The following is a 15619-nucleotide window of genomic DNA, read 5'->3' on the forward strand; positions in this document are numbered from 1 at the left end:
CTGAAATGTTGAAAGTGAGTATTTATCGTTATAACCCTGAGACTGATCAAGAGCCTTATATGCAGGCTGTTGAAGTGGACACCGGCGGCAAAGACCTGATGGTTTTGGATGTGCTGGAGTTGGTTAAGGCGCAAGATCCTTCTATGGCTTTCCGCCGCTCATGCCGTGAGGGTGTGTGTGGTTCCGATGGCATGAATATTAATGGTAAAAATGGTTTGGCCTGTATTATGTCTTTATCCGAGGCATTAAAAGGCGGTGATACGCTTATCCTGCGTCCCTTACCTGGTTTACCGGTTATTCGTGACCTCGTTGTTGATATGGGCTTGTTCTATAAGCAGTACGAAAAAATTAAGCCTTTCTTAATTAACGATACCCCAGCGCCAGCGATTGAGCGTTTGCAGTCTCCAGAAGAGCGTGAAAAGTTAGACGGCTTGTACGAGTGTATCTTGTGTGCATGTTGCTCTACCGCTTGTCCTTCTTTCTGGTGGAACCCAGATCGCTTTATCGGTCCTTCGGGCTTATTACAGTCTTACCGCTTCTTAGTGGATAGCCGCGATACGGCTACTGCAGAGCGTTTGGCTGACTTGGACGATCCTTTTAGTGTGTTCCGTTGTCACGGCATCCAAAACTGTGTCAATGTTTGCCCTAAAGGTTTGAACCCGACCAAAGCGATTGGTCATATTCGTAATATGCTATTGCGCAGCGCTACATAAGTTACGCTGTATTAAGCGGTACAATTTTTAATCGCGGCTAATGAAAAGCCGCGATTAAATTGAAAGTTTAAATAATAGCTACGAAAATTTTTTTATAACAGCTACACTACCTGCGGGCAAAAAGTCATTGATGTAACCCATCATTTTTTTGCTTGCCGGTAACTCTATTGCTAACAGTGTTATCTTACTAACAGTGATAGAAAGTAAAGGTGGATGGGTGTCGCCTTTACATTGTAGTACGTTCAAAAGACGTATTACTTAACTGGGGAATAATGGTATATCTAAACTGAAAAGGGGGCTTCAGTCGTTATATTTCATTATTTCTTTATTTGATTGTCATGGTTTACACGACCAGTCCCCGCACTTCAAAAAAGGTGGACAGTAATGCAAGAAAGCCCAATGGAATTGCTATGGAGCAGTTCCCACATCTCTGGTGGCAATGCGGCCTATGTTGAGGATATGTATGAAATATACCTCTTCGACCCCAATGCAGTATCAGAACAGTGGCGAGAATACTTTGAAAAGCTACCGCGGGTTAATCAGGGCATCAAACAAGATGTGCCTCATTCAGCCGTTAGGGAGCATTTTGCTCAGTTAGCCAAAACCCGAGCAAAACCTTTATCGGTAGAAACCGATAACTCGATTACCGAACATGAGCGTAAGCAGGTTAGAGTTATACAACTCTGTAGTGCTTACCGTCAGCGTGGCCATCAGCATGCCAAGCTAGACCCTTTGGGCCTAAAAAAACGCCCACCCGTACCCGATTTAGATTTACACTATCACCAACTCTCCTCTGCAGATCACGAAACCGTATTCCAAACCGGTAGCCTATTTATAGGTAAAGATCAGGCCTCTCTTAAAGAAATCATAGACTCGCTAGAACAAACCTACTGTGGCTCTATAGGTGCAGAATTCATGCACATAGTGAACACCGAAGAGCGCCAGTGGATACAGCAGCGCATGGAGTCGGTGCGTTCTAAACCAGCGTTTAGCCCTGAAGTTAAAACCCATTTACTAGAGCGTTTAATTGCGGCAGAGGGCATGGAAAAATCCTTGGCCTCTAAATACCCTGGTGTTAAGCGTTTTGGCCTAGAGGGCGGTGAAAGCCTAATCCCCATGCTGGATTGCATGGTGCAGCGCAGCGGCTCTTATGCTGCTAAAGAAATGGTTATAGGCATGGCGCACCGCGGCCGCCTGAATGTATTAGTGAATATTTTTGGTAAAAACCCGGCGGAGCTGTTTGCCGAGTTTGAAGGCAAGGTCGAATACCAAGGCTCTGCTGACGTAAAATATCACCAAGGCTTTTCATCCAATGTGATGACCGCAGGCGGTGAAATGCATTTGGCATTGGCCTTTAACCCCTCACATTTAGAAATTGTTTCGCCTGTGGTAGAGGGTTCAGTGCGCGCTAGGCAAGATAGACGCAAGGATGAGACTGGCGAAAAAGTGGTACCCATAGTCATACACGGTGATGCTGCATTTGCAGGCCAGGGTGTGGTGATGGAGACTTTCCAAATGTCTCAAACCCGCGCCTATAAAACCGGTGGCACCATACATGTGGTGATTAACAACCAGGTGGGCTTTACCACCAACCGCCGTGAAGATGCGCGTTCTACTGAATACTGTACCGATGTAGCCAAAATGGTGCAGGCGCCTATATTCCACGTTAATGGTGACGATCCTGAAGCGGTATTGTTTGTTAGCCAAATGGCTACCGATTTCCGTCAAGAGTTCAAAAAAGACGTAGTGGTTGATTTAGTCTGCTATCGCCGTCGTGGTCATAACGAAGCGGATGAGCCCTCGGGCACCCAGCCTCTAATGTACAAGCAAATTAAAAAACAACGCACTACCCGCGATTTATACGCCGATCGCCTAATCGCCGAAGGTGTACTTAGCAAAGAGCAAGACGAGCAATTAATGCATGAGTACCGCTCTAGCCTAGAGAGCGGCCAACACGTGGTTAAAAGCTTGGTACACGAGCCCGATAAAGAGCTGTTTGTAGACTGGACGCCTTATATAGGGCACGACTGGGATTGCCCAGCCGACACCACTATAGACCTAAAGCAACTGCAAGAGATTGCGACTAGAGTCAACACTGTGCCGGAAGGCTTCCCCATACAGCGGCAAGTGTCAAAAATTTACGAAGACCGCCGTAAAATGTTGGCTGGTGCCTTACCCATTAACTGGGGTTTTGCTGAAACCTTAGCCTATGGCACCTTGTTAGAGGCGGGTTACCCCGTGCGTTTAACCGGTCAAGATGTGGGTCGTGGTACGTTCTCGCACAGGCATGCGGTACTGCACAATCAAAATGATGGCAGCGCCTATGTGCCGTTAAAAAATCTGGCTAAAAACCAGCCTGAGTTCACCATTTTTGATTCGCTGTTATCGGAAGAAGCGGTACTGGCTTTTGAATATGGTTACGCCACCACATCGCCCGCTGGCTTGGTTATTTGGGAGGCGCAGTTTGGTGATTTTGCCAACGGCGCACAGGTGGTTATCGATCAGTTTATTACCAGTGGTGAGCATAAATGGCAGCGCCTATGTGGCCTGACTATGCTATTACCACACGGCTATGAAGGTCAGGGGCCTGAGCATTCCTCAGCCCGCTTGGAGCGTTTCTTACAATTATGTGCCGAGCACAACATACAGGTTTGTGTGCCCAGTACTCCGGCGCAGGTGTTTCATATGATACGCCGACAGGGCATACGCCCCTTGCGTAAACCCTTAATTGTTATGTCGCCCAAGAGTTTGTTGCGCCATAAAGACGCAACTTCAACATTGGAAGAGTTGGCAGAAGGTCATTTCCATACTGTATTAGATGATAGGGATGTAGAAGATAAGGCAGCGGTTAAGCGCATCATATTATGCAGTGGCCGTATTTATTACGACCTGCGCGACACCTTAATAGAGAGCGGCAAATCTGATATTGCTATCGTGCGTATAGAGCAGCTGTATCCTTTCCCTCATGAAGACTTGAGTGAAATTTTATTAGGCTACCCTAATGCTAGCGAGGTAACTTGGTGTCAGGAAGAACCCATGAACCAGGGGGCCTGGTACTCTAGCCAGCACCATATGCGCAGAGCTGTTCACGAGCTTAACCCTAAGATTTATTTAGATTATGCGGGGCGTGAAGCGTCTGCATCGCCAGCGGCGGGTTACTTAGCCCTGCATGTGGCGCAGCAGAATCAATTTATCGCCGAAGCCTTGGATTTACACTAAATTTTTTAACCTATAGATCAGACTCATACTGTATTAATGGGTGTAAGGAAATAATATGACCATAGAAATAAAAGCCCCAACTTTTCCCGAATCGGTAGCCGATGGCACCATAGCCACTTGGTATAAGCAGCCCGGTGAAGCGGTAGCACGTGACGAAATTATTGTTGATATAGAAACCGATAAAGTGGTGTTAGAGGTATTAGCCCCCGCCGATGGTTCTATGTCGGAAATACTTAAAGGTGAAGGTGAAACTGTACTTAGCGACGAGTTAATCGGTCGCTTTGTGGCCGGTGAGGCCGTCGCCCTTGAGGCTGCCCCTGCCGCCGCCGCTCCTGCTGTTGCAGAGACTAATAATAGCGGCGATAAAATCAGCCCCGCTGCACGCAAGCTTATTAAAGAAAACAGCCTTAATGTTGATGATATTAAAGCCACCGGTAAGGGCGGTTTAGTCACTAAAGAAGACGTGGTTAAGCACTTAAGCTCGGCACCAGCGCCAGCTGCAGCTAAGCCCGTCACCGCTGACCCAGCGCCTATCATTGAGCTAGACCCCAGCCAGCGCCCAGAAAAACGTGTGCCTATGACGCGTTTGCGCAAGCGCATAGCTGAGCGTTTATTAGATGCCAGCCAAAGCACCGCCATGTTAACCACCTTTAACGAGGTAGACATGGGTCCTATCATGGAACTGCGCAAGCAATACAAAGACCTTTTTGAAAAATCGCATAACGGTGTGCGTTTAGGTTTTATGGGCTTTTTTGTCAAAGCCGCCACTGAAGCATTAAAACGCTTCCCGGCAGTGAATGCCTCTTTAGACGGTGATGATATTGTTTATCACGGTTACCAAGATATAGGTGTGGCCGTTTCTACTGAAAAAGGCTTAGTCGTGCCAGTATTGCGTGACACTGACCAAATGAGTATCGCTAAAGTGGAAGACACCATACGCGATTTTGGCTTGCGCGCTAAAGCTGGCAAGCTGGGTATTGATGAAATGCAGGGCGGTACATTTACTATTACCAATGGTGGTGTATTTGGCTCATTGCTATCAACACCTATTTTAAACCCACCACAAACCGCTATCTTGGGTATGCATAAAATCCAAGAGCGTGTGATGGCGGTTAATGGTGAAGTGAAAATACGCCCCATGATGTACTTGGCGATATCTTATGATCACCGCTTGATAGATGGTAAAGACGCAGTACAGTTTTTGGTGGCCATTAAAGAACAGCTGGAAGAGCCTGCGCGCATACTCTTAGAGTTGTAAACAGCGGCTAGCCAGCAAGATCAAAAAATTGAAACTTTAAGCGCTCAGTTACAGAGCGGTAAATATGGGAAATATTATGGCTAATTACGATGTAGTAGTTATTGGGTCGGGCCCGGCGGGTTATGTTGCCGCGATACGCGCAGCACAGCTAGGCTTAAAAACAGTGTGTATAGAAAAAGAGAAAAGCAAGCAAGGCACTATAGGCCTAGGCGGCACCTGTTTGAATGTGGGCTGTATACCCTCTAAGGCCTTATTAGATAGCACCCATAAATATCACGAAGCTAAGCACGACTTTGATATACACGGTATCAGTGCCAAGGATGTCTCGCTAGACGTGCCCACCATGATCGCCAGGAAAGACGCTATTGTTAAGCAGCTTACCACCGGCATAGGCGGCTTATTTAAAGCTAATGGCGTGGATGTCATGGAAGGTGCTGGCAAGGTTTTGGCGGGTAAAAAAGTTGAGGTTACTAAGCCCGACGGTTCGGTAGAGGTATTAGAGGCCAGCAATATTGTAATAGCTGCGGGCTCACTGCCGGTAGAAATTCCCCCCGCGCCTGTAGATCAGGATGTTATCGTTGATTCAACCGGCGCTTTAGAGTTTAGTGAAACTCCCAAGCGTTTAGGTGTAATCGGTGCCGGTGTTATAGGTTTAGAGTTGGGCAGTGTTTGGGGCCGTTTAGGTTCAGAGGTGGTATTGTTAGAAGCCTTGGACGATTTCTTACCCGCTATGGATAAGCAAATTGCCAAAGAAGCGAAAAAAATTCTCAGCAAGCAGGGCTTGGATATACGCCTAGGCGCACGCGTAACCGGTACCGAAGTTAAAGGTAAAGAGGTAACTGTTACCTACAGCGATGCTGAAGGCGAAAAGCAGCAAGTATTTGATAAGCTAATTGTTTGCGTAGGTCGCAAGCCGCAAAGTCAAAGCCTGTTGGCTGCCGATAGTGGTGTGTCTTTAGATGAGCGTGGCTTTATTTTTGTTAACGACTACTGCGAAACGGCAGTGCCCGGTGTTTACGCCATAGGTGATGTAGTGCGTGGCCCTATGTTGGCACACAAAGGTTCGGAAGAAGGCGTAATGGTGGCCGAGCGCATCGTAGGCCAAAAAGCCGCGATGAACTACGAGACTATCCCCGGTGTTATCTATACTCACCCCGAAGTGGCTGCGGTAGGTAAAACGGAAGAGCAATTAAAAGCCGATGGTGTACCCTATAACGTGGGTATGTTCCCCTTTGCGGCTAGCGGCAGAGCCATGGCGGCTAATGAAACAGCTGGCCTGGTTAAAATGATTGCTCATGCGGAAACAGACCGTATCCTAGGTTGCCATATTGTAGGCCCCAGCGCTGCCGATTTAGTGCAGCAGGTGGTTATTGCTATGGAGTTTGGCTCTAGCGCTGAAGATATAGGCTTGACGGTATTTGGCCATCCTACCTTGTCTGAAGCGGTACATGAGGCGGCACTAGCGGTAGCGGGCCATGCCATACACATACCCAACAAGAAAAAGCGTAAGTAATTCAGGGGGTTGTGGGCTGTTAAAGCTTATTTAACAGCCCTGCAGTAAAGTATTTGCGCACTGCTTTAAAATTAGCCAGAATACGTCCCCACATTTTGCTACTGCTCTCTTTAAGAGTCATTAATGTAGAGCAGTACAATAACTGGAGTAGCCCGAGCTTAATGATTTTAAGTGATCGGTAGCTGCATCAATCCACAGACCAAAATGGTAAATCAACATGAACCTTCACGAGTATCAAGGCAAGCAACTGTTTGCTGAATACGGGTTACCTGTATCAAAAGGCTACGCCTGTGATACGCCCGAAGAAGCTGCTCAGGCAGCTGATCGCATAGGCGGTGACAAGTGGGTAGTTAAAGCCCAAGTTCACGCCGGTGGCCGCGGTAAAGCGGGTGGCGTAAAGTTATTAGATAACAAAGAAGACATTAAAGCATTTGCACAGCAATGGTTAGGCAAAAACTTAGTGACTTATCAAACTGACGAAAATGGTCAGCCTGTTTCTAAGATTTTGGTAGAGACTTGTACCGATATCGCGCAAGAGCTGTACTTAGGTGCGGTTGTTGATCGCTCTACTCGTCGCATCGTATTTATGGCTTCGACCGAAGGCGGTGTAGAGATTGAGAAAGTTGCGGAAGAAACTCCTGAGAAAATTCTCAAAGCAGAAATCGACCCCATGACTGGCGCACAGCCATACCAAGGCCGTGAGTTAGCTTTTAAACTGGGTTTAGAAGGCGTACAGGTTAAGCAGTTTGTACACATCTTCTTAGGCTTGGCAAAATTATTCCAAGATAAAGATTTAGCCCTAATCGAAGTTAACCCCTTGGTTATTACCGATGAAGGTAACTTACACTGCCTAGACGCCAAAATTGGTGTAGACGGCAACGCCCTATACCGCCAAGAAGCGGTACGCGCTATGCACGATCCCTCACAGGAAGATGCACGCGAAGCACAAGCGGCCCAGTGGGAACTTAACTACGTCGCCCTAGAAGGTAACATAGGCTGCATGGTTAACGGTGCTGGCCTGGCTATGGGTACTATGGACATCGTTAAACTACACGGTGGCCAACCTGCTAACTTCCTAGACGTAGGTGGCGGTGCCACTAAAGAGCGCGTTTCGGAAGCGTTTAAAATCATTCTTTCTGACGATTCAGTAAAAGCGGTTTTAGTTAACATCTTTGGCGGTATCGTACGTTGTGACTTAATCGCTGAAGGCATTATCGGTGCCGTTGAAGAAGTAGGCGTTGAAGTGCCCGTAGTTGTGCGCTTAGAAGGCAACAACGCAGAACTAGGTTCAAAAATCTTAGCGGAAAGTGGCTTAAATATTATTGCTGCTAACAGCTTAAAAGAAGCTGCAGATGCAGCAGTTAAAGCAGCGGAGGGCAAATAATGAGCGTCCTAATTAATAAAGACACTAAAGTTATCTGCCAGGGCTTTACCGGTTCACAAGGTACTTTCCACTCAGAGCAAGCGATAGCCTACGGCACCAAAATGGTTGGTGGTGTTACGCCAGGCAAAGGCGGCCAAGAGCACTTAGGTTTGCCGGTATTTAACACAGTTGCAGAAGCGGTAGAAGCTACTGGTGCTGACGCCTCTGTTATCTATGTACCTGCGCCTTTCTGTAAAGATTCTATTTTAGAAGCAGCTAACGGTGGCATTAAGCTTATCGTTTGTATTACCGAAGGCATTCCTACTTTGGATATGCTTGAGTGTAAAGTGAAGTGTGATGAGTTAGGTGTGGTATTAATCGGCCCTAACTGCCCAGGTGTTATCACCCCGGGTGAATGTAAAATCGGCATCATGCCCGGTCACATACACTTGCCGGGTAAAGTAGGCATAGTATCGCGTTCAGGTACTTTGACCTATGAAGCGGTTAAGCAAACTACCGATGCTGGCTTTGGTCAGTCTACTTGTGTAGGTATAGGCGGCGACCCAATTCCTGGCTCAAACTTCATCGATATTTTGAAGTTGTTCCAAGAAGACCCTGCTACTGAAGCCATTGTGATGATAGGCGAGATAGGCGGTACTGCAGAAGAAGAAGCAGCGGCTTACATCAAAGCCAATGTCACTAAGCCTGTTGTGTCTTACATTGCGGGTGTTACTGCACCTGCCGGTAAGCGCATGGGCCATGCGGGCGCGATTATCTCTGGCGGTAAAGGTACTGCTGATGAGAAATTTGCAGCCTTACAAGATGCCGGTGTTAAAACCGTACGCAGCTTGGCTGATATAGGCGAAGCCTTGGCAGAAATTACCGGTTGGTAATATTGCCAAGTGCATAGTAGAGAAGGGCGCTTTTTAGCGCCCTTTTTTGTACCTGTTAGTTTTATGGCGTGTAAACTTTCAGCTTGGCGATGCTTTGCTACACTGGGTTTAGGTTTAACAACGCAGTGATAATAATGTTAAAAACGATACCCTCCAGCAAGCTTGTGGTTGGCATGTATTTGCATAAATTGTGTGGTTCATGGATGCAGCACCCTTTTTGGCGCAGTGCCTTCTTACTTGCAGACCCTAAAGATATACAAACCATTATCCAAAGTGGTGTGAGCGAAGTGGTGATAGACACGGCTAAGGGCTTGGATATAGAGCCTCTAGCCACCGCTGCCTTAAAGCCAGAGCAATCGCCCGCCCCGGCCGCCACCGAAGCGCCAGCAGTTAAGAAACTCAGTAAAGCGGCCGAATGGCGGCGCGCCAAGGCTATTTGCGAGTCTTCTAAACAAGCTATTACCAGTATGTTTGAAGATGCGCGCATGGGTAAGGTGGTCAGCGTAGAAACGGCGCAGCCCTTGGTAGATGAAATTTCGACGTCAGTGGTCAGCAGCCCCGACACTTTAATTACCTTGGCTAGGCTAAAAACCTGTGATGATTACACCTATATGCATTCGGTGGCGGTATGCGCCATGATGATAGCGCTGGCCCGCGAGCTAGGCTTGAGCGAAGAGCAGGTGAGTACCGCGGGGGTGGGGGGCCTAATGCACGACTTAGGTAAGGCTGCTATCCCTTTAGACATACTCAATAACCCCGGCAAGTTAACGGATCAAGAATTTGCGGTGGTAAAAAACCACCCCTTAGAAGGTTATAAATTGCTGCAAGATAACAGCAATATTAGCCCCGAGGTGCTGGATATAGTGCTGCATCACCATGAAAAGTTTGATGGCACAGGTTACCCCGAGGGTTTGCAAGGCGAGGATATTAGCCTGCTGGCACGCATGTCAGCCATTTGTGATGTCTATGATGCGGTGACTTCAACTAGGCCCTATAAAGAGGGCTGGGACCCAGCGCTATCGCTAAAGCGGATGATCTCTTGGCAGGGGCATTTTGATCCCCAAATTTTGCAAGCCTTTATAAAAATCATAGGTATTTACCCCATAGGCGCATTAGTAAAGCTAGAGTCCAACCGCCTGGCCGTGGTGGTGGAGCAGAGTGAGGGCAAGTTACTGGCCCCCAAAGTAAAAGTGTTTTTTGCGATCAAGCCCAAGGGGCCTATAGCGGTGGAGTTATTAGACCTGGCGGCAACGCGTTGTAAGGATCGCATAGTGGGTTTGGAAGATGCCGAACAATGGGGCTTTAAAAATTTAGCAGACCTCTGGCAACCTGCATAAGCTGATTTTTTGTTTTAACAATAGAGGAGTGCCGCCATGCTACGTTTATTACTAGGGCTACTGTTAGTTTTATTCGCGTTGCTACTATTACAAAACCTAGCAATGGTAGAGCTCAATTTTTTACTGTGGAGTGTGAGTTTGCCGCGGGTGATTTTATTATTGCTGGTGTTCTTATTGGGGCTGGCGGTGGGCTATGGCTGGGCCAAATGGGGTAGGGTAATAAAGCGTCACTAATGTGAACGGCTAAACCCGCGCAGCGCTGTTGTGCTGATGCGGGGTTAGCATAAGTTATTTATAGTTCGGCGTTGTGATAAACGTTTTGTACGTCATCTAGGTCATTGACCATCTCTAAAAACTTTTCAAACATGGGCAGCGCTTCCGCGTCGATAGGGGCGGTGACTTGTGGCAGGTATTGAATTTCTGCCACCTCAAAATCTATACCCTCAAAGCTGTTTTCTAAGGCCTGCTTGGCTTTAAAGTATTCGGTATGGGGTACAAAAACGGTCATCAGGCCGTCTTCATGCTCTAGGTCGCTGACGTCCACATCGTCCATCATTAAGGCTTCTAGCACCGCCTCTTCATCGTCGTGCTTAAAAACAAAAATAGCACTGTGGTCAAACATATGGCTAACGCTGCCTTGGGTGCCTATTTTGCATTTGGTTTTGGTAAAACACAGGCGCACATCACCAAAGGTGCGGTTGGGGTTGTCGGTAAGGCACTCTATCATCACCATGGTGCTGCCGGGGCCGTAGCCTTCGTAAATGGCCGGGGCAAAATCTTCACCGCCGCCGCCCTTGGCTTTTTGTATGGCTTTTTCTATAACGTGGCTGGGCACTTGGTCTTTTTTAGCGCGCTCTATCAGGCCGCGCAGGGCGAGGTTACCCTCTGGCTCGCAGCCGCCCGCTTTGGCGCATACATAAATTTCGCGGCCGTAGCGGCTATAGACCTTGGCTTTGGCATCAGAGGTTTTAGCCATAGAATCTTTACGGTTTTGATAGGCTCTGCCCATGGGTATGCTCCGAGAGATAAAAAGTGCGATTTTAGCGAAGATAACGCCAAGATGGAATTGTTTCCCCCAAGCTTAACCGGCTCTTAGGGCGGCCAAGCTTGCGGCAGTCAGCTGCCGCTTGCAGCCGGATGCGGCTTGCTTAACGCCAAGGTTTTTTAGCTAGAAAAATAGTATGGCGACTGCCCTTGCCCGGGCGTGCGCGTACGGTGCGCACCTCTACTTTAAAGCCTGCTTTTTTTAGGCGTATCACAAATAAGGAGTCAGGCCCGGCTGACCATATTGCGGCCATGCCTTCGGGGCGCAAGCTGTTATAAATAGCGTCTAAGCCAGCAGTTGAATAAATCCAATTATTATCGCTGTGGGTTAAGCCTTCGGGGCCGTTATCCACATCTAATAAAATGGCATCGTAAGCCTGTTGTTGGCCTTTAAGCAGTTCCGCCACATCACCCACGTGTACCTTGCTGCGGCTGTCTTGTAAGGGGTTGCCGGCACATTCCCCCAGCGGCCCTTGGTTCCAGCTCACTACCTCGGGTATCAGTTCCGCCACGGTAACCTGTGAGTTGCTGTTAACGGCTTGTAGGGCAGCCGCTAAGGTGTAACCCATGCCTAAGCCGCCCACTAAAACTTGGGCCTGATCGCTGTTGTTAATATGGGCGCAGCCCAGCTGGGCAAGTACTTGCTCGGAGTTATAAACGCGGCTATTCATTAACTCGCCACGTATGCCCGACAGCCGTATAGAAAACTCATCACCGCGTCGCGACAGTTTTAATTCGCCACCCTGATTAGGAATTTGTGCGGTGCCTAGTGCAACCCATGGAATCATAATGTGGCCCAATAAAGGATGTAGCTATTGATAGTGTTGAGAAGCGCAGTAAGCGCCAAACAGGCGCGCACTTTAGCATAGTTATGCGGCTAAGCCGGTATCTTTTGGTGGGCTAATATCACTGCTACAGGCTTTGCGGCGGCTAGGATTTACAACTTGCTGTTTATCCATGCATTGATGTTGTTGCTTAGCACGGCTAAGGGCACGGCCCCGTGTATCAGCACTTGATCATTAAACTCGCGCAAATCAAATTGCGCGCCTAATTTTTGTTTTGCCAGGGCACGTAGCTCTAGTATGCGAATTTGACCCATTTTGTAAGAGGTGGCCTGGCCCGGCCATACCGAGTAGCGCTCAATTTCGCGGGTAACCGCTGCCACGCTTTCACCGGTGTTTTTGTGCATCCACGCTATGGCTTGTTCGCGGCTCCATTTTTTATAGTGTAGGCCGGTATCGACTACTAGGCGCGCCGAACGAAACAGTTCGGACTGCAAACGCCCCAAATCGCCATAGGGGTCATCTTTATATAAACCTAACTCTTTGGCCAGCAGCTCGGCATACAGTGCCCAGCCTTCACCGTAGGGGCTAAACCATAAGGTGTTGCGTATCATGGGCATATCTTTAATTTCTTGCGCTATAGCTGTTTGCAAATGATGGCCGGGGCTGGCCTCGTGATAGGTTAATGTGGGTAGTGAAAAACGGGGCCAGTCGGCGGTGTCTTTTAGGTTGATCCAATAAATTCCGGGGCGCGAGCCATCTAAGCTGGGGCTGGTGTAATAACCGCCGGGGGCGCTGTCTTGTTCGTACTCGGCTATGCGTCGCACCTCTACACTGGCTTTGGGCAGGGTGAGCAAAATATTGGGTAGCAAAGCTTCTACCGTTTGCATTTGCTTGTTTAAGTCGGCTAATAGTTTTTGCCGGCCGGCGTCGGTGTTGGGGTAGAGAAAGGAGGGCTCCTCAGTCATGGCGATAAAGCGAGTCATCACATCGCCTTCGCTGCGGCCTAGGGATGTTAATAGGCTGTCGATTTCCCCTTGTATGCGTTTAACTTCTGCTAAGCCTAATTGGTGAACTTGCTCTGGGGTTTTATCACCTGCGCCATAATTTTGTAGCGCCAGCTGGTAGCGTTTTTCACCGTCGGCCAGCGCCCAGATACCCGCTTCAGTTTGCGCTTGGGGCAAGATTTCTTGTAGCGCTGCAGCCAGTGCTGCATATCCGGGGTAAACCTTATCGTTGATAATTGTTGCCGCTCTAGCCACATAGGTGGCGCGTTGCTGGGCGGTGATTTCGGTAACGGCTGTTAAGCGGCTGCCTAGTGAGCTGGCCAAGGGGTTATCGGCAGCGGCGGGTTTAGTCATGCTGGCGATCACATTGAGCGCACCTTGAATGGCAAATTGCGGCGGGGTTACTCCCTGCTTGGCGTCAAAGCGCACCACGTCGGCGTGCTCGCTAAGCGCTGGCCCTAATAGACTTAAGCGGGTTAAATAATCTTCTACATCGTTGGCATTGTTAAGCGGGTGTTCGGTTTGCAAAGCGCGGGGTAGCTCTATATGTATGCCTGATAGTTGTGAAACCGGGTAGGGGGTAAATATATTGAGCGGGCTAAAGCCGCCAAAAACATAGGGCTCAAATTTTTCTGTCATCGCTAGCGATGCGGCGACTACATCGTAGGTGGTGGCCGCGGTGCCACTTAGCGCGGCTCTATTTATTTTGCTTAAATCCGCAGCCATGCGGGCGCGCAAGGCTTTAGCGGTAGCGATGCTGTTAACGGAATAATCCCCTAGCTTGTCATTAAATTTGATACCTAAGTAGTCTTCAGTAACTCCCAAGCTGGTTGCTAGTGTGGGCGCTAGGCGTAATAGGGTTTTGCTATATTCATCCATCATCGCTAAAAAAGCCGCCGAGGCAGTATTTTGCATTTGCTGCTCAGCGCCTAAGGGTGAACTGGTTTTCGGTGTTAGTGGGGGTGTAGTTGCACTAGGGTCCGTGCAGGCAACAAGGCCGGTAGCAATAGCGAGGCTGAGCAAGGTTTTTATGGGGCGCATAGCGTGAGTCCTGTTTCATTGGGTGGTATAGCGGTGTTACACGTGCGGTTAATTAAGTGACGTATAGGGTGGTATAAACCTCAATACTATAGCCTTGGTTAGTTTTTTTATTGGCCATAGTGCATGGTGAGGCTCTTAGCCTAGCATTGATTAATAATATTAATATCAAGCTTAATAATTAGCAGAAGATCCATAATTTCTCAAAATATAAGCAATAACTATTATATTTATCGTATACTATTTGCCCTTTTATCTTCGTGAATAAGCACTGTATGTACACTAGCGATAGCCCCATAAACGACAAGGCCAATTACCCGCGCAGTTTAATCGCCATTTTAATTAGCGTAATGGTGGTGGGTACCACCATTAGCATGAGCTTACAGTTGCTGTCGCTAATTATGGACGCCCGTGGTTATGGCACTGACATTATAGGCATGCACTCGGCTATGACTGCCGTAGCGATATTAACGGTGGGGCCGTTTGTACCTAAATTAATGTCGCGTATAAACTCGGTGATATTAATGTATATAGGCATAGCTATTATTGCTGTGTCCTTGTTTAGTTTGGCCCATAGCCAAGATATGTTTAGCTGGTTTTTTTATCGCTATTTTTTAGGCTTGGGTATATGCCTGGTGTGGGTAATTAGCGAAACCTGTATTAACGCTCTAGCTGAAGAGCATAACCGCGGCCGCATTATGGGTTTATACGGCTGTTTTTTTGCGGTGGGCTTTGCTTTGGGGCCTATTATTTTAATGTTAGTAGGCAGTGAAGGCTTGCTGCCTTTTTACATAGGTATAGCTATTGTGTTGGTGTCGGCTATACCGCTGTATTATTTGGGGCAAATAGAGATAGATTTTGCTGGCCACGATAACTATGGCTTTTGGCACATAGGGCGGCAGTCACCGGTGCTTTATATTATTGGTTTTACGGCGGGCTTTGTCGAAGTCTCGGTTTATGCTCTGCTGCATATCTACGGCATACACATCAATTTACCCGTGCAAGATGCCATGGTTATGCTCAGTGTATTTGTAATTGGCAGTGTGGTTTTGCAGCCAGTGATAGGCCGTTGCGCCGATAAATTTAGTTTGCGCAATGTGTTTTTAATGGTGACCTTGCTCTGTGCTGCTGCGGCACTCTTGTTACCCTTTACCATACATAACCCTTGGCTGCTGTGGCCTATGGTATTTGTGTGGGGCGGGGTAGCGATAGGGATTTATACCGCCGGTATTATCGGCATAGGCCACCGCTTTAATGGTGATGAGTTAGCCGCTGCTAATTCTGGTTTTATTATGATGTATGCGGGCGGTACTTTGTTAGGCCCCAGTATTTCAGGCTACGCTATGAAATGGTCAGACCCGCAGGGCTTTGTGTGGGCATTGGCGCTAAGCAGTATTTTATGTTTTTGCTTAGTGTGGTGGTTTAGGGGCGGCTTGGGTAAAAAGGTCTAGC

Annotated in this window: 12 protein-coding genes; 9 read left to right on the forward strand and 3 right to left on the reverse strand. The window is 48.1% G+C overall.

The window, feature by feature from the left end; translation table 11 throughout:
* Window positions 1-5 precede the first annotated feature (5 nt).
* The 8 genes from NO559_RS09000 to NO559_RS09035 all read left to right on the forward strand — a co-directional run bounded on the left by NO559_RS09000 (window position 6) and on the right by NO559_RS09035 (window position 10530).
* Complete coding sequence (locus NO559_RS09000) at window positions 6-713, forward strand: succinate dehydrogenase iron-sulfur subunit (protein WP_258331484.1); 708 nt, start codon at window positions 6-8, stop codon at window positions 711-713.
* A gap of 384 nt (window positions 714-1097) precedes the next feature.
* The gene (locus tag NO559_RS09005; RefSeq protein WP_258331485.1) at window positions 1098-3932 is read left to right on the forward strand and encodes a 2-oxoglutarate dehydrogenase E1 component; all 2835 of its coding nucleotides are present in this window, start codon (window positions 1098-1100) and stop codon (window positions 3930-3932) included.
* Window positions 3933-3987: 55 nt separating this feature from the next.
* Window positions 3988-5190, forward strand: a complete 1203-nt coding sequence (gene odhB, locus NO559_RS09010) for a 2-oxoglutarate dehydrogenase complex dihydrolipoyllysine-residue succinyltransferase (protein ID WP_258331486.1) — start codon at window positions 3988-3990, stop codon at window positions 5188-5190.
* Window positions 5191-5266: 76 nt separating this feature from the next.
* Entirely contained in the window at window positions 5267-6703 is a 1437-nt protein-coding gene (gene lpdA, locus NO559_RS09015) for a dihydrolipoyl dehydrogenase (protein WP_258331487.1), read from the forward strand.
* Between the two features lie 217 nt (window positions 6704-6920).
* On the forward strand, window positions 6921-8087 hold the full coding sequence (gene sucC, locus NO559_RS09020) for an ADP-forming succinate--CoA ligase subunit beta (protein ID WP_258331488.1): 1167 nt from the start codon (window positions 6921-6923) through the stop codon (window positions 8085-8087).
* Window positions 8087-8959: a succinate--CoA ligase subunit alpha gene (gene sucD / locus NO559_RS09025; protein WP_258331489.1), complete on the forward strand. Its 873-nt coding sequence runs from the start codon at window positions 8087-8089 to the stop codon at window positions 8957-8959. The genes sucC and sucD overlap by 1 nt, the downstream gene beginning before the upstream one ends.
* A 134-nt stretch (window positions 8960-9093) precedes the next feature.
* Entirely contained in the window at window positions 9094-10296 is a 1203-nt protein-coding gene (locus NO559_RS09030; protein WP_258331490.1) for an HD-GYP domain-containing protein, read from the forward strand.
* 36 nt (window positions 10297-10332) lie between these two features.
* Window positions 10333-10530 carry a lipopolysaccharide assembly protein LapA domain-containing protein gene (locus NO559_RS09035; RefSeq protein WP_258331491.1) on the forward strand — a complete coding sequence of 66 codons (198 nt, stop codon included), beginning with the start codon at window positions 10333-10335 and terminating at the stop codon, window positions 10528-10530.
* A gap of 58 nt (window positions 10531-10588) precedes the next feature.
* Here the strand turns inward: NO559_RS09035 and NO559_RS09040 are convergent, their stop codons facing one another.
* The 3 genes from NO559_RS09040 to NO559_RS09050 all read right to left on the reverse strand — a co-directional run bounded on the left by NO559_RS09040 (window position 10589) and on the right by NO559_RS09050 (window position 14170).
* On the reverse strand, window positions 10589-11305 hold the full coding sequence (locus NO559_RS09040; RefSeq protein WP_258331492.1) for a YebC/PmpR family DNA-binding transcriptional regulator: 717 nt from the start codon (window positions 11303-11305) through the stop codon (window positions 10589-10591).
* A 139-nt stretch (window positions 11306-11444) separates the two neighbouring features.
* The gene (locus NO559_RS09045; RefSeq protein WP_258331493.1) at window positions 11445-12128 is read right to left on the reverse strand and encodes a spermidine synthase; all 684 of its coding nucleotides are present in this window, start codon (window positions 12126-12128) and stop codon (window positions 11445-11447) included.
* Window positions 12129-12277: 149 nt separating this feature from the next.
* Complete coding sequence (locus NO559_RS09050) at window positions 12278-14170, reverse strand: DUF885 family protein (protein WP_258331494.1); 1893 nt, start codon at window positions 14168-14170, stop codon at window positions 12278-12280.
* Window positions 14171-14442: 272 nt separating this feature from the next.
* Between NO559_RS09050 and NO559_RS09055 the strand changes: the two genes are divergently transcribed.
* Window positions 14443-15618, forward strand: a complete 1176-nt coding sequence (locus NO559_RS09055; protein ID WP_258331495.1) for an MFS transporter — start codon at window positions 14443-14445, stop codon at window positions 15616-15618.
* The last annotated feature ends 1 nt before the right edge of the window (window position 15619 follow it).

The organism is Dasania sp. GY-MA-18 (assembly GCF_024734385.1).
Classification (GTDB): domain Bacteria; phylum Pseudomonadota; class Gammaproteobacteria; order Pseudomonadales; family Dasaniaceae; genus Dasania; species Dasania phycosphaerae.